General features: G+C 64.0%; 17 protein-coding genes. 10 read left to right on the top strand and 7 right to left on the bottom strand.

What is annotated here, in order from left to right; all coding sequences use genetic code 11:
• Positions 1 to 129: 129 nt before the first annotated feature.
• Positions 130 to 1,284 (top strand): FAS1-like dehydratase domain-containing protein, encoded by a 1,155-nt coding sequence (locus tag G5C33_RS14300; protein ID WP_165327846.1) that lies wholly within the window; start codon positions 130 to 132, stop codon positions 1,282 to 1,284.
• A gap of 349 nt (positions 1,285 to 1,633) precedes the next feature.
• Here the strand turns inward: G5C33_RS14300 and G5C33_RS14295 are convergent, their stop codons facing one another.
• Genes G5C33_RS14295 through G5C33_RS14285 form a run of 3 tightly spaced genes read right to left on the bottom strand, consistent with a single transcriptional unit; the run spans position 1,634 to position 4,741 of the window.
• Positions 1,634 to 2,884, bottom strand: coding sequence for an MBL fold metallo-hydrolase (locus tag G5C33_RS14295; RefSeq protein WP_228275081.1), 1,251 nt, complete (start codon positions 2,882 to 2,884; stop codon positions 1,634 to 1,636).
• Complete coding sequence (locus G5C33_RS14290) at positions 2,881 to 3,894, bottom strand: zinc-dependent alcohol dehydrogenase (protein WP_165327845.1); 1,014 nt, start codon at positions 3,892 to 3,894, stop codon at positions 2,881 to 2,883. Before G5C33_RS14290 ends, G5C33_RS14295 begins: the two co-directional genes overlap by 4 nt.
• A gap of 25 nt (positions 3,895 to 3,919) precedes the next feature.
• Positions 3,920 to 4,741, bottom strand: coding sequence for an SDR family NAD(P)-dependent oxidoreductase (locus G5C33_RS14285; RefSeq protein WP_165327844.1), 822 nt, complete (start codon positions 4,739 to 4,741; stop codon positions 3,920 to 3,922).
• Between the two features lie 195 nt (positions 4,742 to 4,936).
• On the opposite strand from G5C33_RS14285, the gene G5C33_RS14280 reads away from it, so the two are divergent.
• The 9 genes from G5C33_RS14280 (at position 4,937) to G5C33_RS14240 (ending at position 15,701) form a co-directional block, all read left to right on the top strand.
• Positions 4,937 to 5,761, top strand: coding sequence for a helix-turn-helix transcriptional regulator (locus G5C33_RS14280; protein WP_228275080.1), 825 nt, complete (start codon positions 4,937 to 4,939; stop codon positions 5,759 to 5,761).
• A 258-nt stretch (positions 5,762 to 6,019) separates the two neighbouring features.
• Positions 6,020 to 7,171, top strand: a complete 1,152-nt coding sequence (locus G5C33_RS14275) for a sulfotransferase family protein (protein ID WP_165327842.1) — start codon at positions 6,020 to 6,022, stop codon at positions 7,169 to 7,171.
• A 549-nt stretch (positions 7,172 to 7,720) separates the two neighbouring features.
• Entirely contained in the window at positions 7,721 to 10,168 is a 2,448-nt protein-coding gene (locus tag G5C33_RS14270) for a TonB-dependent receptor (protein ID WP_228275079.1), read from the top strand.
• Positions 10,169 to 10,461: 293 nt separating this feature from the next.
• Entirely contained in the window at positions 10,462 to 11,151 is a 690-nt protein-coding gene (locus G5C33_RS14265; protein WP_165327841.1) for a TetR/AcrR family transcriptional regulator, read from the top strand.
• Positions 11,152 to 11,216: 65 nt separating this feature from the next.
• A complete protein-coding gene (locus G5C33_RS14260) occupies positions 11,217 to 12,407 on the top strand; it encodes an FAS1-like dehydratase domain-containing protein (RefSeq protein ID WP_165327840.1) in 1,191 nt (396 codons plus the stop codon).
• Positions 12,408 to 12,423: 16 nt separating this feature from the next.
• Positions 12,424 to 14,106: a class I adenylate-forming enzyme family protein gene (locus tag G5C33_RS14255; RefSeq protein ID WP_165327839.1), complete on the top strand. Its 1,683-nt coding sequence runs from the start codon at positions 12,424 to 12,426 to the stop codon at positions 14,104 to 14,106.
• A gap of 5 nt (positions 14,107 to 14,111) precedes the next feature.
• Entirely contained in the window at positions 14,112 to 14,513 is a 402-nt protein-coding gene (locus G5C33_RS14250; RefSeq protein ID WP_165327838.1) for a nuclear transport factor 2 family protein, read from the top strand.
• 10 nt (positions 14,514 to 14,523) lie between these two features.
• Positions 14,524 to 15,282: an SDR family NAD(P)-dependent oxidoreductase gene (locus G5C33_RS14245; RefSeq protein ID WP_228275078.1), complete on the top strand. Its 759-nt coding sequence runs from the start codon at positions 14,524 to 14,526 to the stop codon at positions 15,280 to 15,282.
• The gene (locus tag G5C33_RS14240; RefSeq protein WP_165327836.1) at positions 15,279 to 15,701 is read left to right on the top strand and encodes a nuclear transport factor 2 family protein; all 423 of its coding nucleotides are present in this window, start codon (positions 15,279 to 15,281) and stop codon (positions 15,699 to 15,701) included. Before G5C33_RS14245 ends, G5C33_RS14240 begins: the two co-directional genes overlap by 4 nt.
• A 406-nt stretch (positions 15,702 to 16,107) precedes the next feature.
• Here the strand turns inward: G5C33_RS14240 and G5C33_RS14235 are convergent, their stop codons facing one another.
• The 4 genes from G5C33_RS14235 to G5C33_RS14220 form a co-directional block, all read right to left on the bottom strand.
• Complete coding sequence (locus G5C33_RS14235; protein WP_165327835.1) at positions 16,108 to 16,620, bottom strand: cupin domain-containing protein; 513 nt, start codon at positions 16,618 to 16,620, stop codon at positions 16,108 to 16,110.
• A gap of 10 nt (positions 16,621 to 16,630) precedes the next feature.
• On the bottom strand, positions 16,631 to 18,841 hold the full coding sequence (locus G5C33_RS14230) for an acyl-CoA dehydrogenase family protein (RefSeq protein WP_165327834.1): 2,211 nt from the start codon (positions 18,839 to 18,841) through the stop codon (positions 16,631 to 16,633).
• Positions 18,842 to 18,937: 96 nt separating this feature from the next.
• Positions 18,938 to 19,765, bottom strand: a complete 828-nt coding sequence (locus G5C33_RS14225) for a coniferyl-alcohol dehydrogenase (protein ID WP_165327833.1) — start codon at positions 19,763 to 19,765, stop codon at positions 18,938 to 18,940.
• Positions 19,766 to 19,790: 25 nt separating this feature from the next.
• Positions 19,791 to 20,018, bottom strand: a complete 228-nt coding sequence (locus G5C33_RS14220; protein WP_165327832.1) for a ferredoxin — start codon at positions 20,016 to 20,018, stop codon at positions 19,791 to 19,793.
• Positions 20,019 to 20,024 lie beyond the last annotated feature (6 nt).

Genomic DNA, 20,024 nt, shown 5'->3' with positions numbered 1-20,024 from the left:
TTCGGGCTGAGCCTGTCGAAGCCCTGTTCTTCTTTTCCGCGCGGCGCTGAAGAACAGGACGGCCCTTCGACAAGCTCAGGGCAAGCGGCTGTTTGATATTAGTATTTCGGAATTTTGAAGGAGAGCACCATGGCTACGGCAGCCGAACAGAAGACCAAATTCCCCAAGATTACCGAGGAAGGCCTCGCCGATCTGCGCAAGCGCATCGGGGTGAAGATCGAGAACACCGTGGAACCGTGGAATTACGAAGCCACGCGCGATGGCATCCGCCATTATGCCCACGGCATCGGCGACGATAATCCCCTGTGGTGCGACCCGGCCTATGCCGAGAAGACCAAATACGGTTCGATCGTCGCGCTGCCGAGCTTTCTGTTTTCGACCAGCCGGATCGTTTCGGGCTATTGCGGCGGTCTGCCCGGCGTGCACGCGATGTGGGCGGGCGCCGACTGGACCTGGCACAAGCCGGTGCTGCGCAACGACACGATCTCGACCGAGGCCTATCTCAAGGATCTGATCAAGCACGAGACGCGCTTCGCGGGCACGGCCTACCAGCAGATCTATCATGTCGATTTCTATAACCAGTCGGGCGACAAGGTTTCGGAATGCGACAGCTATGTCTTCCGCACCGATCGTGACGAAGCGCGCGAACGCGGCACGAAGTACACCGAAGCCCGCGCCGAGCATGAATCGGTGAGCAACAAGTTCACCGACGAGCAGATGCAGGAGTGGTTCGAGCTCTATCGCAACGAGGAAGTGCGCGGCGCGACCCCGCGCTACTGGGAAGACGTGCAGGAAGGCGACAAGCTGCCCCGCATGATGAAGGGCCCGATGACGGTCACCGGCTTCATCGGCTATGCGCAGGGCTGGGGCGGCCTCTATATCCGCGCCAACAAGCTGCACTGGAAGCTGATCGACCAGCATCCGGGCCTGGGCATTCCCAACAAGTTCGGTGTGCGCGACGTTCCCGAGCGCGTCCATTGGGACGATGATTTCGCCCGCGAAGTGGGTACGCCGGGTGCCTATGACTATGGGCCCGAGCGCTGCAGCTGGCTGACGCATCAGGTCACCAACTGGATCGGCGACGATGGTTTCCTGCACAAGTCGAACTGCCAGATCCGCCGCCACAATCCCGATGGCGACGTGATCTTCATCGACGGCAGTATCGTCCGCAAGTTCGAGGAGAACGGCAAGAAATATGTCGAGATCCAGCAGCGCGCGGAAACGCATCGCGGCGAGATGTCGGCGATCGGCACCGCCGTTGCGGAGCTGCCGAGCAAGGGGTGATGGTGCGGGGCGGCCGGGGGGACCGTCCCGACTATCTTACTTCGTCATGCTGAACCCCTCGACAAGCTCGGGACAGGCTCGTTTCAGCATCCACCGTGCATCAAGCACCATCCGCGCAAGTGGAGGAGTGGACCCTGAAACGAGTTCAGGGTGACGAAGGATAAGGAAGCGGGGCGCAGCGAATAATCGCTGCGCCCCGTTTTCGTTGGGTGCCCGTTCCTCCCCTGGAAGGGGAGGGGGGCCGCCGCCGGAGGCGGTGGTGGAGGGGTAGCTTGCCGCGAAGGGCGTCGCCTGTGGCCAATACCCCTCCACCGCCTTCGGCGGTCCCCCTCCCCCTCCGGGGGAGGAATTAGGGGGTGCCCAGCGCCTTCTCGACCGCGCCGATTTCGGCCTTGAGCCACATGGTTTCGGAGAGGTTCGATCCGCCGCTTGCCGCGAGCAGCGCTTCGAGCGCGGCCTTTTTGGCGATCAGCGCCCCTTCATGTTCCGGCTCGGCGTCGAGCGCGATGTCGGTGAGGTGGAGTGCCTGCAACGGTTTGTTCTCGGCGACATACTCGGCAGCGCGGTCAGCCAGCGGACCGGCGCCGCCGGCCAGCTGCGCCAGATCGCCATGTACCGCCGAGCGCGGGACGCCGTAGAGCGCTGTCGTGCCATCCTCATAGCGGAACCAGCCGGCATATTCCTCCCAGATGGTCCGCACGGCCCAGCTCACTTTGCCGTGAAACTCGCCGATCGTGAGGTTCTCGGGCAGGGCGATGTCGCGCATCAGTTCGTGCACCGTCCGCCCCGCGTTCATTCCGTCGAGCGTATAATCGCGTACCCAGCTCACCGCCGCGTGCATCCGGTCGAGGTCGGCGGCGATGCGGTCGGCGCCGGTGATCGGATCGCCATGACCGGTGATCAGCATCTCGGCGCCGAGATCGCGCACGGTTTCAAGCGATTTCAGGTAGCTGCGCACCGAACGCGGCTTGTCGCCGCGGATCGTGCAGAGGAACGGCATCGCCAGGAAGACCGGGCCGAACAGATTGCCGGTGAAGGCGATCCTTTCGTCGGGCATCCAGACGGTAAGGCCGTCGGTGGTCTCGCCTTCGGGCGTGTGGAGCAGCTCGAAACGGCGGCCGCCCTGTTCGAAGGCGTGGCGTCCCTCGACGATCAGGTCGGGCGTCACTTCGGGCGGGCGTTTGGGCGCCGATCCGCGATTGAGCGTGCCGCTCCACAGCTTGGCGCTGCGCGGTCCGAAAAAGGGCTGGAGCCGCTTCATGTCAGCCCAGTTTTCGGCATAGCCGGGGCCGCCGATCACTTGCGTGCCCTCGTCCGAAAACTCGGGCACACCGCCGAAATGATCGGCATGGCTCTGCGTCAGGATGATGCGGCGCATCGGGCCGGTGCGGTGGGGTGCCAGCAGGCCGACATTGCGATCGGCATTGTCCATGAAGCCGGTATTGACCATCAGGTCGCCGTCGCCGGTCGTCACCAGATAGGCGTTGGAAATATCCTTCGCCATGAAGATGAAATCGGTGATCGCGACCGCTTCGGTCTGCGCGTCGCCCGAGCGGACCAGCCCGGCGAGCGCGGGCTTGCCCGCTTTCGCCTCGCTCACGTCTCGGCCTCGTCAAAGGCGATCATCACCTTGGCCGATTCCGGCGTGGCGGCGATCTTGAGCCCGTCGAGCACCGAGGCGAAGGGCAGCTTGTGGCTGATCATCGCGGCGATCTTGTCCTTCAGGCGCGGCATCGCGTCGATCACATCGGGAAATTCGGTCGGATAGCCAACCGCCGTGGTGATCGTCATTTCGGTCGTCAGCATCTGGCCGGCGGGAAGCTCGATGGGTTTCAGGTACGCGGCGGTAATGACGTGCCGCGCATGCGTCTTGGCGAGCGCGACGACGTCGGCGAGGATCGAGGGCGCGCCGGCGGCATCGATATAGGCGTCGGTCTGCGCCTTCTCGCGGCCGAACACGGTCGTCGTGCCGTGGATTTCCTTGATCCGCGCGGCGACGTCTTCCCTGGCCGGATTGATCGAGTGCGCGCCGAGCGCGCGGGCGCGTTCGAGCCGTTCCTCGGCGAGGTCGAGCGCGATCACGTCCTGGCAGCCGCGATCGATTGCCCAGAGCACCATGCCCAGCCCGATCGGGCCGCAGCCGAAGATCGCGACCTTGTCCCCTTCCTTCGCCTCGGCGCGATTGACGCCGTGCATCGCCACGGCGAGCGGCTCGCACATCGCCGCGACGTCATAGGGAATGCCCTCGGGGATCGGCAGCAGGCTGGCGCCGAGCCGCGCGTCGCGGACGAGCAGTTCCTCGGTAAAGGCGCCTTCGGGGCCACCCGAGCCGATATAGCTCGGCGTGTTCATCGGATTGACGATCACCGGCTGGCCGACCTTCACGCCTTCGACGCTGTCGCCGACATACATCAGTTCGCCCGCGCCTTCATGGCCGAGCGCGGTGATATTACCCGCCGGGATGCCGCCATTCTTGATGTAGGAAAGGTCGCTGCCGCAGATGCCGCAGGCCTTCATCCTGACGACCACGTCATTGGGGCCCGGTTCGGGGCGCTGATAGTCGTCGAGGCGGACGTCGTTCACGCCATGAATGTTGAGCAGATGGTGCATGGGGAGGCTCCTCTCGCTCCGGGGATCAGAATGCGTAGGGCGGATAGATCAGGCTGCCGCCGTCGATCACGATCGTGTCGCCGGTGTGAAAGCGCGATGCGTCGCTGACCAGATAGGCGCCGATACCTTCGAAATCCTCGATCGCGCCGGGGCGGGGGATCGGCGTCTTGGCGGAGAAATGCGCGTCGACCGCGGCCATGCGCGCCTTCATTTCCTCGCTCATTTCGGCGTCACCGCCAATGCCGGTCTTCACATAGCCCGGCGCGATGGTGTTGGCGCGGATGCCGTGTTTGCCCAGTTCGGCCGCCATGCCGCGAATCACGGCGCCCATCCCGCCCTTCGACGCGGCGTAATTCTCGATGCCGGGAACGCCGTGGAACATCGACAGGCTGCCGCAATAGACCAGCGACCCGCCCGGATCGCCGGTTTCGGCGCGCTTGACCATCGCCTTGGCGGCCTCGCGCAGGGTGTAGAAGGCGCCGTGGAGATTGACCGCGAGCAAGTCGTTCCATTCGCCGCTGTCGAGCGTCAGCACCGAGCGCGAGCGCGAGGCGCGGCCCGAATTGGCGAAGACGCTGTCGAGCCGGCCCATATCGGCGAGCAGCTTGTCATAGCCTTCGGTAATCGCCTCTTCGCTGCTGACATCGACCTGATAGGTTTCGACACGGCCCGCGCCGGCTTCGAGAAGCTGCATCTTGGCGGCTTCGTTCTTCTCGGCATTGCGCGCCCAGATGGCGATGTCGCCGCCCATTTTCGCGACGCCCATCGCGAAGCCCAGCCCGATGCCGCCATTGCCGCCGGTGACCAGAGTCACCTTGCCCGTACAGTCGAAAAGTCCCTTGGCCATGTCGCTCTCCAGATCTCGTGTCCGCCGTTCCCGGCATGTCGGGCGGGAGTGTCCGCCCGCGCGCGGCGATGCGCAATCGGTGCCGGTGTCGACTTCGGGCCGTAATGCTGGCAAATGGCCACGAAAGAAAAAGAGACGGAGAGGCGGCGCGTGACGCGCGAGAATTTTGCTCAGACGGCGTTTGATTCCGAGCGCATGACTGCGCTCGGTCCGGTGCGGATCGCGCGTTTCCAGCTCGACGCGCCGACTGACCGGCTGTTCCGGCGCGAGCACGGATACTGGCTCGACATGTGCCTGACTCCGCGGCCCGAAGGCGCGCGCGGCTGTTATCGCGAGCGCTGGGGGCCGCATCGGTTCGAACCGATCGGCGATATCTTCCTGATCCCGCCGGGCGAGGGGCTGCATATCCTGAGCGACAAGGGCGGCGATCAGGCGTCGATCGTGTGCGAGATTCCTGCCGAGGCAGTCGATCGCTGGCTCGAGGGCGGGATCGAATGGACCGACCGGCGGCTGGCGGCGGGGCTCGACATCGCCCAGCCGCATGTTCGTTTCTGCCTGCGCCGGCTCGCCGAGGAAATGCGGCACGACGCCCCCGGAAGCGAGGCGTTGCGCGATCATATCGTCGGCCAGCTCGCGATCGAAGTCGCGCGCTATTGCCAGGCAATCGCCGACGGGCCGATCACCGGCGGGCTTGCCTCCTGGCGGCTGCGGCGGATCGATGAACGACTGGAGGAGATCGGGCCGGTACCGAGCCTCGAAGAGCTGGCGGCGCTCTGCAACATTTCGGTGCGGCAACTGACGCGCGGTTTCCGCGCGAGCAGGGGACATTCGATCGGATCGCATATCGCGCAGACACGCGTGGAAATGGCGAAACGCATGCTGGGCGGCGAACAGAGCATCAAGGAGATTTCGTTCGCGCTGGGATTCGCCTCGCCGTCGAGCTTTTCCTATGCCTTCCGCCGGGCGACGGGCGCTTCGCCGCGGCAATTTCGCCAGCGTAGCTATCGCAAGGGAGAGTAGGGCGCTTGGGCTATGCCGTCTTTCGTCATCCCGGGCTTGACCCGGAATCCAGCTTCTTCTGCTTTCGATACGTGGAAGGAAGGCAGCTGGACCCCGGCTCAAGGCCGGGGTGACGGGTGGGGAGACAGTCGGGCGAAGATCGACCCAAGCCCGTTATGGCCCAAACGCATGGTTACGGCCCGACCCCGACAGTCAACTCCATTGGCCCGACCGCCTCGCCTCAGCATGATTGCGCAAAACAGATCAGGAGAGACGAGCATGACCGCCCAGTTGAACGCGGACGCGCTGGTAACGCAGGCAATGCAGGCGACCGGCCTGGAAAAGTTCGATTCAAACAGCTGGCGAGAAGGGCTCGACATCTATGTCGCAGACGTCAACGCAGCGGGGCTTTCCGAACAGGGGGTCGGGCGGCTGCAGGCCAATCTGGTCGAGCTGCTCGCCAACCGGCTGAAAGTCGCCGATTATCTGCGCCAGCGGCCCGAGCTGCTTGAGCGGCCGGTGGAAAAGCCGGTCTTCGTCTTCGGCATTCCGCGCACCGGCACGACGCTGCTGAGCAATCTGCTCGCCTGCGATCCGGCGCGGCGCTCGCCGCTTACCTGGGAAATCGACAATCCGGTGCCGCCGGCGACGTCGGATACGCTCAAGACCGATCCGCGTGCAGTCGTGGCGCTGGAGCGCGAGAAGGCGATGCTCGCCGCGCGCCCGGAGATGGGCAAATATTATCGCAACTCGGCGGTCTATCCGAACGAGTGCATCTTCTTCATGGCGCATGATTTCAAGGCGCTGGCGCTCGAATCGCGCGGCAAGCTGCCCAATTATCGCGACTGGCTCTTCTCGACCGACATGACGTCGGCGTACCAGTATCACAAGAAATTTCTCCAGCTGCTCCAGGCCGATGCGCCGGGGACGTGGAGCCTCAAAATGCCGAGCCACGCGCTGTGGCTCGATACGATCAAGACCATCTATCCCGATGCGCGGCTGGTGTGGACGCATCGCGATCCGTTCACGGCGACGGGCAGCTTCTGCTCGATCATCAGCCTGGCGCATATGGGCTTCATGGGCCGCGTCGATACCGACTGGCTGCGCGAGAACTGCACCTATCAGGCAGTCGAACATGCCGAGCGGATCATGAATTATCGCGATGCGCATGGCGAGGACAGCATGGTCGACGTCCATTATGCCGATCTGACCGACGATCCGCTGGGTGCGATGCGCAAGCTCTATGCGGCGCTGGGCGACGAGTTCACCCCCGAGGCCGAGGCGGCGATGCAGGCCTGGCTCGACGACAATCCGCAGAACAAGTTCGGCAAGCACGCCTACAAGCTCGATCAGTACGGGCTGACCGTCGAGGATCTCGCGCCGAAATTCGAACGCTACCTGTCGCGCTACGACGTCGCCCGCGAGGGGTGACGGCTTGCTGCCGTTACGGAAAGGCCTCGGTCAGGCCCGAAAATACGTGGCAGCTATGCAACAGGTGGTGCAAATTCGTCCTGAAGCAGGACATTCCGGCCGACCGATTCGAGCGTTTCCGGCCCCGTTTTCAGCCCGTCGGGCTCGAAATCGGGGCCGTGTTCGTTTCTTGTGCGGCGCGGCATGGGATGGGTTCGAATAGCGAAGGGCGGGAAAGCCGAATTCGCGGCCTGGAAATACTAAGCCCCGTTAGTCATCTCGCGCATAACAGGTTTTTCAAGGGCTGCGGACGATGAAACAGCAGTAACTGGCCGCTTGTTTCCAACGTTTCTCTATGCCGCTCTTGCGTAATTCATGGCTTGCTCCGGCCTATGCTTAGCCCCGGTATTAATGAGAGTGGTTCGGTTTCAATCGCGGCGGCGATATTGCGGAGCGACCACACCGCAACCGGCTTCACTCTCAGCATTTTCGTGCATAACCGGCGCGTACTCGATGCTGCGAAGATTCGACAAAAAAATGCAGCGGGAATTTTTGAGGGGAGGTAGACCTGTGAAATCCGTTTTTGCCTATTCGATGGCTGGCGTTTGCCTGATCGCGCTCGCAACTCCGACGGAGGCGCGCGCCCAGGACGCCACTCAGGACGATGCGCCGGCTGTTTACCAGAGCAGCGAAATCGTCGTTACCACGCGTCGTCGTGACGAACTGCTCCAGGATGTCGCCGTCGTGGTCAACCCGGTCACGGCCGAGGACATTTCCGATCTCAACCTGCGTGACTTCACCGAAGTCCAGTCGCTGGCGCCGGGCCTCAGCCTGAGCAGCAACGCCAATGGCATCGGCGGCAACGCCCAGGTGCGCGGCGTCAATTTCGACATCAACGCGAGCGGCAATAACCCGACCGTCGAATTCTATTTCAACGACGCTCCGATCACCGCCGGCGTGATCCTGCAGCAGATGTTCGACATCGGTCAGATCGAAGTCCAGCGCGGCCCGCAGGGCACGCTGCGCGGTCGTGCATCGCCGTCGGGCGCCATCACCGTGACGGCGCGCAAGCCCGACATGTTCGACTGGGGCGGCTATACCGACTGGACCGCCAACGATATCGGCACGATCAACCTGCAGGGCGGACTCAACGTGCCGGTCGTGCCGGGCGTTGCCGCGCTGCGCGTCTCGGGTGTGTGGAACACCGGCGAGGGTGACCGGGTGAAGTCGGCTTTCCCGACCGTGGATGGCCGTGATCCGTTCAACGAGACCTGGGCCGGCCGTGTTGTCGGCGTGGTCGAGCCGACCGACTGGCTGCACCTCGAGGGCACCTATCAGCGCACCGATGCGTATCGCCGCAGCTTCTACCAGAATGAATCGTTCAGCGAGGTGAACCCCCTCGCGACGCCGAGCGCGGTGCCGATCGAAGCCGAGGACCGGCTGGCGATCCAGAACGGTCCGTTCCGCATCCGCCAGATTTTCGATATCTTCAACTGGCGTGCCGAAGCCTATTTCGCGGGCCAGAGCCTGATCTATCAGGGTCAGCATTACACCCAGGAAATCCGTTCGACCGAACCGACCGACTGGGGCAATTTCTTCCCCGATACCGATCTCGATCAGGTCACGCGGTCGAACACCACGTCGACGTCGCATGAAATTCGCCTGCAGAACGACATGCGCCTGTTCGACACGCTCGACTATGTCATCGGCTTCTTCGACTACAAGAACGAGACGCCGACCAGTCTGACGCGTCCGACGGCGGTCCGTCTGCCGGTGGTGCCGGGCGTTCCGGGGCTCGACGGGGGCCTTGCCCAGGTCGTCCAGACGCCGATCGTTCGCGCCGGTGAATCGCACGAACAGTCGTTCTTCGGCAATCTGACCGTGCATCTGGGCGATTTCCAGATTTCGGGCGGTGTCCGTCATATCGACTATCGCGAGACCAACGGACTGATGATCAACGGCAGTTCGATCCCGTCGGCGGGTCAGGACGACACGCACTGGATTTATTCGGGTTCGATCCAGTACGACATCACGCCCGACGTGATGATCTATGCCAGCACCGGCACGTCCTATCGTCCGGGCATCAACGTGGTCGGCGACTTCAGCCTCAATCAGTCGGCGCTCGAACGGTCGTTCCTCGCGCTTCCGCCGGAAACGTCGGAATCCTATGAAGTCGGTCTCAAGACCAGCTTCGCGGACGGTCGCGGCACGTTCAACATCGCCGGCTATTACCAGAAGTTCGAGAACTTCCCGTATCGCGTGCCGGGCAACGGCGTCTATTTCGTGAACTATGCCTATGTGGCTCCGAACGTGGTGCCGCAGGTGGCCTCGTTCAACTTCGCCGGCGCGGTGCCGGTGGAAGTGAAGGGCGTCGAGGCGGACGCTTCCTTCGAAGTGATCCCGGGCCTGAATATCAGCGCGACGGCGAGCTATTCGCTCGGCAAGATCAAGGACGGCGTCATTCCCTGTACGGACCTGAATGGTGACGGCGTGCCCGATCAGGTCAATTCGGCTCCCTCGCTCACGGACCTGATGGCCGCGGTGGGTGCGGACAATATCTCAGCCTGTACGGTGAACCAGCGTTCGTCGTTCCTGCCCCCGTTCACCGCGACGCTGCAGGGCGACTACAACTTCGCGGTTTCGGGGCAGACCGATGCCTTTGTGCGCGGCCTGTTCACGTTCAACGGTGAATCGCAGGGCGTGCCCACCAACGAGTTCGACGATGTCGACTCCTATGGGCTGCTCAACGTTTTCCTGGGCCTGCGCGATGCCGAAGGCGGCTGGGAAGTCTCGCTCTATGCGAAGAACCTGCTCGACGAGACGACCGTGCTGACTCGCACCGATCCGCGGTTCACATCGTATCAGCAGCTTGGCTTTGGCGGGTTCGGTGGTCCGACCGGCGTGATCTTCACCGGTCCGACGGCGGAAAGCTACACCAGCACCTATACCGGCATCACCACCACGCCGCCGCGCGAATTCGGCCTGAACGTGAAGTTCCGGTTCGGTTCGGACAAGTAAAAGGCGCAAGTCGACGACAATCGAACGGCCGGGCAGGCAACTGCCCGGCCGTTTTTTCATGGGTGCGGTTCCGGCCCGCCGCCGCCAACCGATCGCGCGGCCTTCGCCACGGCGAATAAAATGCTCCAGCGCCAAGGCATCGCAGCGCACCGGTTGACTCTTGCACAGCATCCTACAGGGATGAGAAAGCGTATTTTTCGCCATCTGCGTGGAGGAAACGCCTGCGGGCAACGGCTTTCGCAGACGGTGCCACGTCGCGATTGCGATGAGAGTTGGTTGGGGAGAATGGGTTCATGGCCGAGCCGAGGCAACGGCGCACACGAGACCCGGCGGGCACGCGCGAAGCCATATTGCGCGCCGCCCGGACATTGTTGGCCAAGGATGGGCCTGAAGCTGTCAGCCTGTCCGAAGTGGCACATCTCGCGGGCGTAAATCGCGGAACAGCCTATCAGCATTTCAAGACGCGCGAAAAGCTGATCGAAGCGACGGCGGATTCGGTGTCGGACGAGATGTTCCGCATCCTTTTCGGCGATACGGACACCGCCGGCGAGCGGCGGATCGAACAGGTCGATATCGCCGACACCTTCGATCGGCTCGCCGAGTTCGCGATGGAAAATCCCGAGCTGTGCCGCATCTGGCTGCTTCAGCTCCTCTCCTCGCCCGAGCCGACCGCCGACCGCTTCTGGCGTGAGTATTCCGGTTCGATCGATCGCTTCGCCAGGACCGATCTCGCCGCCGACAATGTCGATGCCGAAGCGCTGTCGGTCATCACGCTTGCAGGCGCTTTCATGTGGCCCGTCTGGGCGCACTCGCATTCGCGCAGCAAGAGCGAACGCGATGCGCTCGGCCGCCGTTTCTCGCAGGAAGTGCTGCGGCTTTGCATGTACGGATCGGTTCGGCCCGAGAAATTTCCCGAAGTCGCCGAGCGGCTGGGTCGCGCCGGGAACAAGCCGCGTGTCGCGCTGCGCGCCGTGAAAGGCTGATCGCGACAAGCATATAGGGTGACGACCGGCAAAGAACCGGCGCGCCGATCACGAGGGAGAAAAGCATGTCTGAAGCCGATCCTGTGGTGAAAATGGACCTGAGCGACGTCGAGCCGCGTGTCGGCAAGCTGGTCGGTGGTGGCCAGGTCCGCGATCCGCTGACCGGCAGCGACCTGCGCCGCTGGGTGATGGCGATGGACTATGCCAATCCGGTCCATTGGGACCCGGTTTTCGCCGAGCAGACCCGCTTCGGCGGACTGATCGCGCCGCAGTCGATCGTTTCGTGCATGGATTACGGGCATGGCTGTCAGCCGGCCTGTGTCGGCTTCATCGAAGGATCGCATCTGATCTTCGGTGGCGAGGAATGGTGGTATTACGGCGCGCAGATCCGCCCCGGCGACCGCACGCTGCAGGAGCGCCGCTTCCACGATTACAAGGTGACCGACACCAAATTCTCCGGCCCGACCATGTTCAGCCGCGGCGACACGATCCACCGCAAGCAGGACGGATCGCTGGTCGCCAAGGAACGCTCGACCGCGATCCGCTATCTCGCATCCGAAGCCGAACGGCTCGGCATGTATGATCAGATGCTCGGCGAGCTGAAGCGCTGGACCGCCGAGGAAATCGCCGAACTCGATGCGCTCCGCCACGCCTGGATTCTCTCCAACCGCGAGGGCGTAAGCCCGCGCTGGGAGGAAGTGGCGGTGGGCGACACGCTGCCGCGCCGCGTGATCGGCCCCCATACCAAGGCGAGCTTCGCGACCGAATATCGCGCCTTCCTGTTCAACACCTGGGGCGCTTATGACTGGGTGGCGCCCGAAGGCGTCGAGGATCCGTGGATCAATCAGAACCCCGGCTGGACCCCCGGTTTCGAATTCGATGAGGAAGGCGCGCTGATCGATCCGCGCAAGCGCGACGGCCTCTATCTTGGGCCCTCGCGCGGACATGTCGATGACGAGAAGGCGGGCAAGGTCGGGATGAGCCGCGCCTATGGCTATGGCGCGACGATGGGCGCCTGGTGCGTCGACTATCTTGCCTATTGGGCGGGGTGGGACGGCATGGTCCGCTGGATCAAGGCCGATTTCCGCGGCCCTGCCTTTGAAGGCGACGCGACCTATTTCGATGCCGAAGTCGTCGAGAAGCGCGAAGAGACCGAATGGGGCATGCCGCTGGTGCGGGTGAAGCTGACGCTCGCCAATCAGGACGGGATGAAGCTCGTCACTGCCACCGCCGACGTTCAATTGCCGCTGGCCTGAATTGTAAGGAGTAACCGTGAGCGAGAAACCGCTATCGATCGTCGCCGGACCGCCGCTGGAGGAAGAGCCCGGCATCGGCGCGCTCACGCTCGGCGGATGGCTGCGCGAAGTGACGCAGGCCGGGGGCGGGCGCGAAGCGCTGGTGATGCACGAACCCGGCGGCGTCACGCGCTGGACCTATGAAGACCTGTGGGAGCGCGCCAACGAAGTCGCGCGCGCGCTGATCGCATGCGGCGTCGGCAAGGGTGAGCGCGTCGGCGTGCTGATGACCAACCGACCGGAGTTTCTCTCGGCGGTGTTCGGCACGGCGCTGGCAGGTGGCGTGGCGGCGACGCTCAGTACCTTTTCGACGCCGATGGAGCTCGAACATCTGGTGGCGTCCTCCGCCTGTTCGGTGCTGCTGATCGAGCGCAAGGTCCTCAAGAAGGACTTTGCCGGGATGCTGACCGAGATCGAGCCGTGCCTGGCCAGCGACGCGCCGGGCGAGATCGTCTCGCTCAAATTCCCTTATCTGCGCCATGTCGCCGCCGTCGGCGAAGCGACCGGGGCGATCGAGACGCTGCCCGATTTCCTCAAGCGCGGCGAGGGCATCGATCCGGCGCGCGTCGATGCGCGCGCGGCGGCAGTGACGCCCGCCGATCCGGGCGCGCTGTTCTTCTCCTCGGGATCGACCGCCAAGCCCAAGGGTATCCTCAATTCGCAGCGCGGCGTGTCGCTGCAGCTCTGGCGGTGGAAGCGCTTTTATCAGGCCGAGAGCGACGTGCGCACCTGGTCGGCCAACGGCTTTTTCTGGTCGGGCAATTTCGGGATGGCGATCGGCGGAGCGCTGTCGGCCGGCGGGTCGCTGGTGCTGCAGGCGACGTTCCAGCCCGAGGAAGCGCTCGAGCTGATGGCGAAGGAAAAGGCGACGATGGCGGTCGCCTGGCCGCATCAGTGGACGCAGCTCGAAGCGGCGTCGAACTGGAACGATGTCGACCTGTCGGCGATCAAATATGTCAGCCCGAACGTGCCGCTCGGCAAGCATCCGACGGTCCACACGACCTGGCAGGAGCCGTTCTCGGCCTATGGCACGACCGAGACCTTCACCATCGCGTCGATCTTCGATTCGGGCACGCCCGAGGAAGAGATTGCGGGGAGCAACGGGCGGCCGCTGCCGGGCAATATCTTCAAGATCGTCGATCCGATGACCGGCGAGACGGTGCCGCTCGGCGAGCGCGGCGAAATCGCGCTCAAGGGCGCGACGCTGATGCTCGGCTATATCGGCGTGCCGCTGAGCGAGACGCTCGACAGCGAAGGCTATTTCCGCACCGGCGACGGCGGCTATTTCGATGATGCGGGTCGGCTCTACTGGGAAGGGCGGCTGAGCGACATCATCAAGACCGGCGGCGCCAATGTCTCGCCGGTCGAGATCGATACGATCATCAAGACGTTCGACGGCGTGAAAGTGACGCAGACCGTGGGCGTGCCGCACGAGACGCTAGGCGAACTGGTCGTCACCTGCATCGTGCCGCACGAAGGCGCGGCGCTGACCGAGGACGGTATCCGCGCGCAGACCAAGGAGTTTCTGGCGAGCTACAAGGTGCCGCGCCGGGTGCTGTTTTTCGGCGAGGACGAGCTGGAACTGACCGGCAGCGCGAAGATCAAGACCGCGGACCTCAAGAAGCTCGTCGTGAAGGCGCTCGACGCCGAAAGCGCCTGAACCGGATGGACCCGGTTCACGCCATCGCCAATCTCAAGGCGCGCTATTGCGCGGCGGCGGACAGTGCGCCCGACGACGAAGCGGGCGCGCGGGCGGCGATGGCGGAAATATTCACGGCCGACGCGTCGGGCGACTATGGTTTCGGGCCGCTCAATGGCGCCGGGGCGCTTGCCGAATATCTCTGCACGGCGATCGCCGGCAATTCGGAATGGCTGCTCCACATGCTCCATTCGCCCTGGATCGAAATCGACGGCGAAACAGCGGTCGGGCGATGGACGGTGCTGGTCCATTTGAAACGGCACGAAAGCGGCGCCATCGATGTCGTACGCGGGCGCTATACCGATCGCTTCCGGTGGGTCGACGGCGCGTGGCGGATCAGTGAGATCGGGTTCAGCCGGCGCGAATAGGAGAGAGGCATTGCAGCGATTTGAAGGAAAGACGGTGCTGGTCACAGGGTCAGCGGGCGGACTGGGCCGCGAATTCGCGCTGACCTTCGCGCGCGAAGGTGCGACGCTGATCCTAGCCGACATCAACGAGGAAGGACTGGCCGAGACCAAGTCGCTGGTCGAGGAAGCGGGGAGCAGCGCGAGCCGGCATCGCGTCGATTTGTCCGATGAGGCTGATTTGCATCGTTTCGCGCAGGCGGTTCTGGCCGATACGCCCAAGCTCGACGTGCTCATCAACAATGCCGGGCTTGCCTATGGCGAGATCGCACATGGCTTCCTCGGTGTCGGGATGGAGAAATGGCAGCGCTGGTTCGCGATCAACAGCATCGCGCCGCTGCTGCTCGCCGAAGCGCTCAAGCCCGCGCTCGCGGCCGCGCAGGGGCTGGTGATCAATCAGTCGTCGATGGCGAGCTTCACGCCCGCCACGGCCTATGGCGTCACCAAGGCGACGCTCAACGCGATGACCTTCGGCATGGCGAACCAGTTCGCGCGTGATCAGATCCGCGTCGTCGGTATCGCCCCGGGGCTGATGGAGACCGAAGCGAACCGCGCATCGCTGCCGCCCGAAACCTATGACCGGGTAAAGGGCATGCAGCTCACCCGGCGGCAGGGCACGGCAAAGGACATCGCCAATTTCGGCCTGTTCCTGGCGAGCGAGGAAGGCAGCTTCATCAACAACGAAGTCGTGCTGGTCGACGGCGGGAATCAGATGCGTGGGTGGCGACTGTGAGCGGCGCCCCGGATTTTGCCGACTGGCTGACGCTCAGCAATCTGAAAGCCGCTTATTGCCGCTTGCTCGATGCGAAGGACTGGGACGGGTTCGCCGGCCTGATGACGCCCGATTTCGCGCTCGACGTCAGCGCTTCGGACGGGCCGGTGATCGCGGGGCGCGACGCGGCGGTGGCGAGCATTCGCGGATCGATCGAAGCCGCGAAGACCGTGCATCAGGTGCATGCGCCCGAGATCGCGATCGATGGCGACGCGGCAACCGGCGTGTGGGCGATGCAGGATCGGCTGGTCTGGCCGAACGGGCGTTCGCTGACCGGCTGGGGCCATTATCACGAACGCTATGTGCGAACCGGTGAGGGCTGGCGGATCGCGGAATCGAAGCTGACGCGGCTGCACATGGACATGGTGATGCCGGAGTGAAATTCCTCCCCCAGCTTGCTGGGGGAGAGGGACCGCACGAAGTGCGGTGGAGGGGCGCGGCGCCAGCCGCTTTTTGTGTCCGTGCGGAGGCGGGGCGGAGAATCGCACCATCTCGGCGCCTTCGCGTCTCCGCGTGAAAATGCACTTATGGATGGATTATGCGGCGGCCCTGGCCGGCCCCTCCACCACTTCGCTTCGCGAGCGGTCCCCCTCCCCGAGACAAGCTCGGGGAGGAATTCCAGAGCGGTCGGATTCTTCTCCCCTCCCTCTTGAGGGAGGGGCTGGGGGTGGGTGGCGCGTCGTGAGACGCGCTCCGCCGGGGGCCATAAGCAAAAACGGGGCATCGAGCCCCGCCTTTGCTTTACCCACCCCTTGATCCCCTCCCTTGCAGGGAGGGGAGAATGGCTCATCCTCCCGAAGGCGGCGTTTCCTCGGCCCATGCGGCCTGTTTGTCGCGCACCATTTCGGTCGCCTTGTCCCAGAACGCCTTGTTGTTCGCCATCAGTTTGATGTCGAACGCGTTCGACGCGCGGAATTCGAGCACTTCGACTCCGTCGGGCCCGGGGACGTAGCTATAGGGCACGTCCGCGCCGACGAAGAAGGTGTCGCCTGCCACCAGTTCCTCGGTCCCCATCCGCAGCGATCCGGCGAGGACGTAATAGAGGCAGTCGGTGTTGTGCGTGTGGCGGGGCAGGGGAAAGCCGCTCTTGAACCAGGCGCGCGCGAGGCTCATTCCCGGCATGTCGAACAGCAGTTTGACATTGGTGCCGTCCATCACCCCGGCTTCCATCGTCGCGCCGGCACCCGCCATTTCAGTCTCGGTCAGCGGGTTCGATTGCATCAGTCCGCTTTCTTCGAAATCGCTCGCGTCGGTGCCGCGGCGGATCTCGAAGCGGGGTTTCCTTGCTGACTCGGCCATGCGGCCCTCCTTATGCGCGGGTTCTCGGCAGCCCCAGCCCGCGTTCGGCGATCATCGAGCGGTGGACCTCGCTGGTGCCGCCATAGATCGTCGAGCCCTGGGCGTGGCGATAGAACATATTGATCGCTTCGGCGGCGCCCTTGCGCTTCGACAGCGAGAGCGGGGCGGTAAGGTCGATCAGGTCACGCGCGTCACTGAGGAATTTCTCCGAAGAGAACATCTTCGCCATCGGGCCATAGGCATGGTTCGGCTTCTTCTCGGCGATGACCCATTGCGAACGGAAGGTGATGAGATCGCTGACCCAGGTGTTCGCCACTGTTCGCGCGAGCCGCGCCTGCGCCGATCCGTCCTCGATCAGCTTCTTGCCGTGATAGTCGATCTCGCGGCACAGCGTTTCGGCGGCCTTGACCATCGCGCGCTGATATTTCGAAAAGCCGCCGCCATGTTCGAGCTCGAGGCTGGCGCTCATCGTCCGCACGCCGCCATCGACTTCGCCGAGCCGGTAGCTGTCGGGGATGTGCACGCCGTCATAGAAAGTGATGTTGGTGCGCTCGTCCTGGAAGGTGTGGACCGGCTGGATGGTGATGCCATCGGCCTTCAAGGGCACGATGAACATCGTCAGCCCCTTGTGCTTGGCCACTTCGGTGTTGGTGCGGCAGAGCATCAGGACATAGCTGGCGAGATTCGCGCCGCTGGTGAACATCTTGGTCCCGTCGATCCGCCAGCCGTTTCCATCGGGCGTCGCGCGGCACTGGGCGGCGAACACGTCCGATCCCGAACCGGGTTCGGAATAGCCGAGCGAGCAGATAACCTCGCCGCGCATGATTTCACCGAGCACGTCCTTCTTCAGCTCTTCCGAGCCGAAGCGGTGAATGATCAGCGCGACCATCTGAGTCACGTTGGCAGCGGGGTTGTTATAGCCCTGCTCCTCGAACGCATCCATCGCGGCGACCTTGGCATAGGCCGAAAGCCCGCGCCCGCCGACATCCTGCGGCAGGCCGAGATAGAGCAAGTTCTCCGCCGCGAGTTTCTCGTTGAGCTCGGGGTTATAGCCTTCCCAGCTATAGTGGAATTTCTCGCGCATTTCCGGCGTGACGTTCTTGTCGAAGAAGGCATTGATTTCTTCGGTGATCGCGGCGGCTTCGGGGCCGAGGTCGAAGTCGATCGGCACATCGCCGACGTCCGGCAGTGAGGCCTTTTCGCCACCATAGAGCCGCGCGCCGCCTTCTTCGAGCCAGCGGGCGGGATCGCCCCAGACCAGCGGCCATGCCTTGGCGCGCAGATTGTAGAGGTGGATGTCATATTCGGTGGTGAGACCGTAGCCGCCGAAGGTGTGGAGCGACTGCGCAACCGAACGCGCACAGGCATCGGCGTTCCACCATGCCGCGAGCGAGACGGTGGCGCCGGCTTCGGCGTCGCCGTCGGCGATGTTGCGGATCGCCTTCCACACCAGGAACTTGCCCCCGTCGACATCGCAGACGAGATCGGCGAGCGGGTGCGAAATGCCCTGGAAGGTGCCGATCAACTGGCCGAACTGCTTGCGCTCATTGGCATAGGCCGAGGCCATGACGAGCGACTGGCGGCCGATCCCGGCAAGGCCCGCCGAAATGAGCAGTTTCCACTCCTCGATGCCGGCGGCGAAGGCGGCGAGCGCGTCGGCGCCCGAGGCGAGCGTCATCGCATGGAGCTTGCCCAGGTCGATTTCAGCGATCGGGGTGGGAGCGAGATTTTCCTCCTGCCTGCGCGCTTCCTCGGGCACGACGACGAGGACGATGTCGTCGCCCTTGCGCGCAACTACCGCTTCGGAAACGAGACCGCCCGACACCCACTGCACCGGCTGCGCGGCAATGTCCCGGAATGCGATCGTCGCCACGGTTTCGCCGGTCAGCACCTTGCCGAGCAGTTCGGCGGTGTCGTCATTGCCGAGCGTGGCAAGCAGCCGCGCGGCGACCAAAGCCTCCGCGAGAGGACCTGACGCCAGCGTACGGCCGGCTTCCTCCATCAGCAGCGCCGCGTCGAACAGGCCCATGCCGAGCCCGCCCGATTCCTCCGGCACGCGGATCGACAGCGCCCCCTGTTCGGCGAGGCCGCGCCACAGATCGGCATCGAACCCCGTGCTCGCGGCGGCGGTGCGCACGCGCGCCATGCTGCTGTTTTCATCGAGAAAGCGCGCGAACATGTCGCGCATCATTTCCTGATCTTCGGTGAGCTCGAAATTCATGGCTTGTCCTCGTCCCGTCTATGCATTCGGCCGGAGCGCGCGGTTTCGCGCACCCCGGCCGGTATGTTCCCCGCATGCCGCGAGGGCAGTGTTTGCTTACTGCGCCGGCTGGGAGCGGCGCATCATCACGCTCAGATCGACCTGGCCGGTGACGACGCCGCCCATGAAGCCGCCATCGACCGGCAGCACGACGCCGTTGATGATGCTCGCCAGCTTCGAATTGAGCAGCACCAGCCCGCCCGCCTGTTCCTCCGGCGTCGAATAGCGGCCCATCGGCTCGGCAGCGGCATCGACCACGTCCTTGCCCGAGGCTTCGTGGAACTTGGCCATCATCGGCGTCTGCGTCGGCGAGGGCAGGGTGCAGTTGATGCGATAGCCCTTCTTGATCAGCTGTGCGCCCATGAACTGGGTCCAGACGATCACATTCTCCTTGGAGAAGCTGTAGCCTTCGGCGATCGTGTCCATATTGGCTTCGCACCACGCGATCGCTGCATCCCAGCCCTGCGTCGTCACGAATTCCATGTTGGTCGGGATGCGACGGCTCCAGCCCATGCCGCCGGTCGAGGCGATATTGGCGATCGCGCCGCCCTGGTTCAGCATCGGCAGCACCTGCTGCGTCAAGTGACGCAGGCCGATGAAGTTGACCTTCATCACGTCCATCGGCGGGAAGGACTGGGGCAGGCCGGCGCAGTTGAACAGCGCGTCGACCTTGCCGCCGATCGCCTTCACGCCGGCTTCGATCGAAGCGGGATCGCGCAGGTCGACATTGTTGAACGACGCGAGCGGCAGGCTCGAATCCTTGAAATCCAGCCCGTGCACTTCGGCGCCCAGATCGAGCAGCATCTTGGCGGTCGCTTCGCCCATGCCCGAAAAACAGCCGGTGACGATGACACGCTTGCCCTTGTAGCCGAGAACGTCGTCCATGATCTTCTCCCGAAATTCTGTTGGATTATTTGCCCTTGGGCGGCCAGCTGGTCGAGCCATCATCCTCGATCACGAAGATGATGCGTTCGGGGCAGGCTTTCGCCCCGCGCTTGGCGAGCGTTTCCTGGCCCGCTGGAACCTCGAAGCCTTCGGTGTCGATATAGCCGTCCTCGTCGAGCGGATAGAGCTCTTCGGAAACCGCGGCGCACCGGGCATTGCCGACACAGGCGGCCTTCTCGATACGGATCTTCATCTGCCT

This window comes from Sphingosinithalassobacter tenebrarum, assembly GCF_011057975.1.
Classification (GTDB): domain Bacteria; phylum Pseudomonadota; class Alphaproteobacteria; order Sphingomonadales; family Sphingomonadaceae; genus Sphingomonas; species Sphingomonas tenebrarum.
The sequence above is the reverse complement of the archived record's forward strand: the minus strand, read 5'-3'. Positions and strand labels throughout refer to the sequence as shown.

Coding starts and splice junctions, on each gene's coding strand:
- G5C33_RS14300 (WP_165327846.1), top strand. CDS start 130: ATGGCTACGGCAGCCGAACAGAAGACCAAATTCCCCAAGATTACCGAG.
- G5C33_RS14290 (WP_165327845.1), bottom strand. CDS start 3,894: ATGCACCATCTGCTCAACATTCATGGCGTGAACGACGTCCGCCTCGAC.
- G5C33_RS14285 (WP_165327844.1), bottom strand. CDS start 4,741: ATGGCCAAGGGACTTTTCGACTGTACGGGCAAGGTGACTCTGGTCACC.
- G5C33_RS14280 (WP_228275080.1), top strand. CDS start 4,937: ATGACTGCGCTCGGTCCGGTGCGGATCGCGCGTTTCCAGCTCGACGCG.
- G5C33_RS14275 (WP_165327842.1), top strand. CDS start 6,020: ATGACCGCCCAGTTGAACGCGGACGCGCTGGTAACGCAGGCAATGCAG.
- G5C33_RS14265 (WP_165327841.1), top strand. CDS start 10,462: ATGGCCGAGCCGAGGCAACGGCGCACACGAGACCCGGCGGGCACGCGC.
- G5C33_RS14260 (WP_165327840.1), top strand. CDS start 11,217: ATGTCTGAAGCCGATCCTGTGGTGAAAATGGACCTGAGCGACGTCGAG.
- G5C33_RS14250 (WP_165327838.1), top strand. CDS start 14,112: ATGGACCCGGTTCACGCCATCGCCAATCTCAAGGCGCGCTATTGCGCG.
- G5C33_RS14235 (WP_165327835.1), bottom strand. CDS start 16,620: ATGGCCGAGTCAGCAAGGAAACCCCGCTTCGAGATCCGCCGCGGCACC.
- G5C33_RS14230 (WP_165327834.1), bottom strand. CDS start 18,841: ATGAATTTCGAGCTCACCGAAGATCAGGAAATGATGCGCGACATGTTC.
- G5C33_RS14225 (WP_165327833.1), bottom strand. CDS start 19,765: ATGGACGACGTTCTCGGCTACAAGGGCAAGCGTGTCATCGTCACCGGC.
- G5C33_RS14220 (WP_165327832.1), bottom strand. CDS start 20,018: ATGAAGATCCGTATCGAGAAGGCCGCCTGTGTCGGCAATGCCCGGTGC.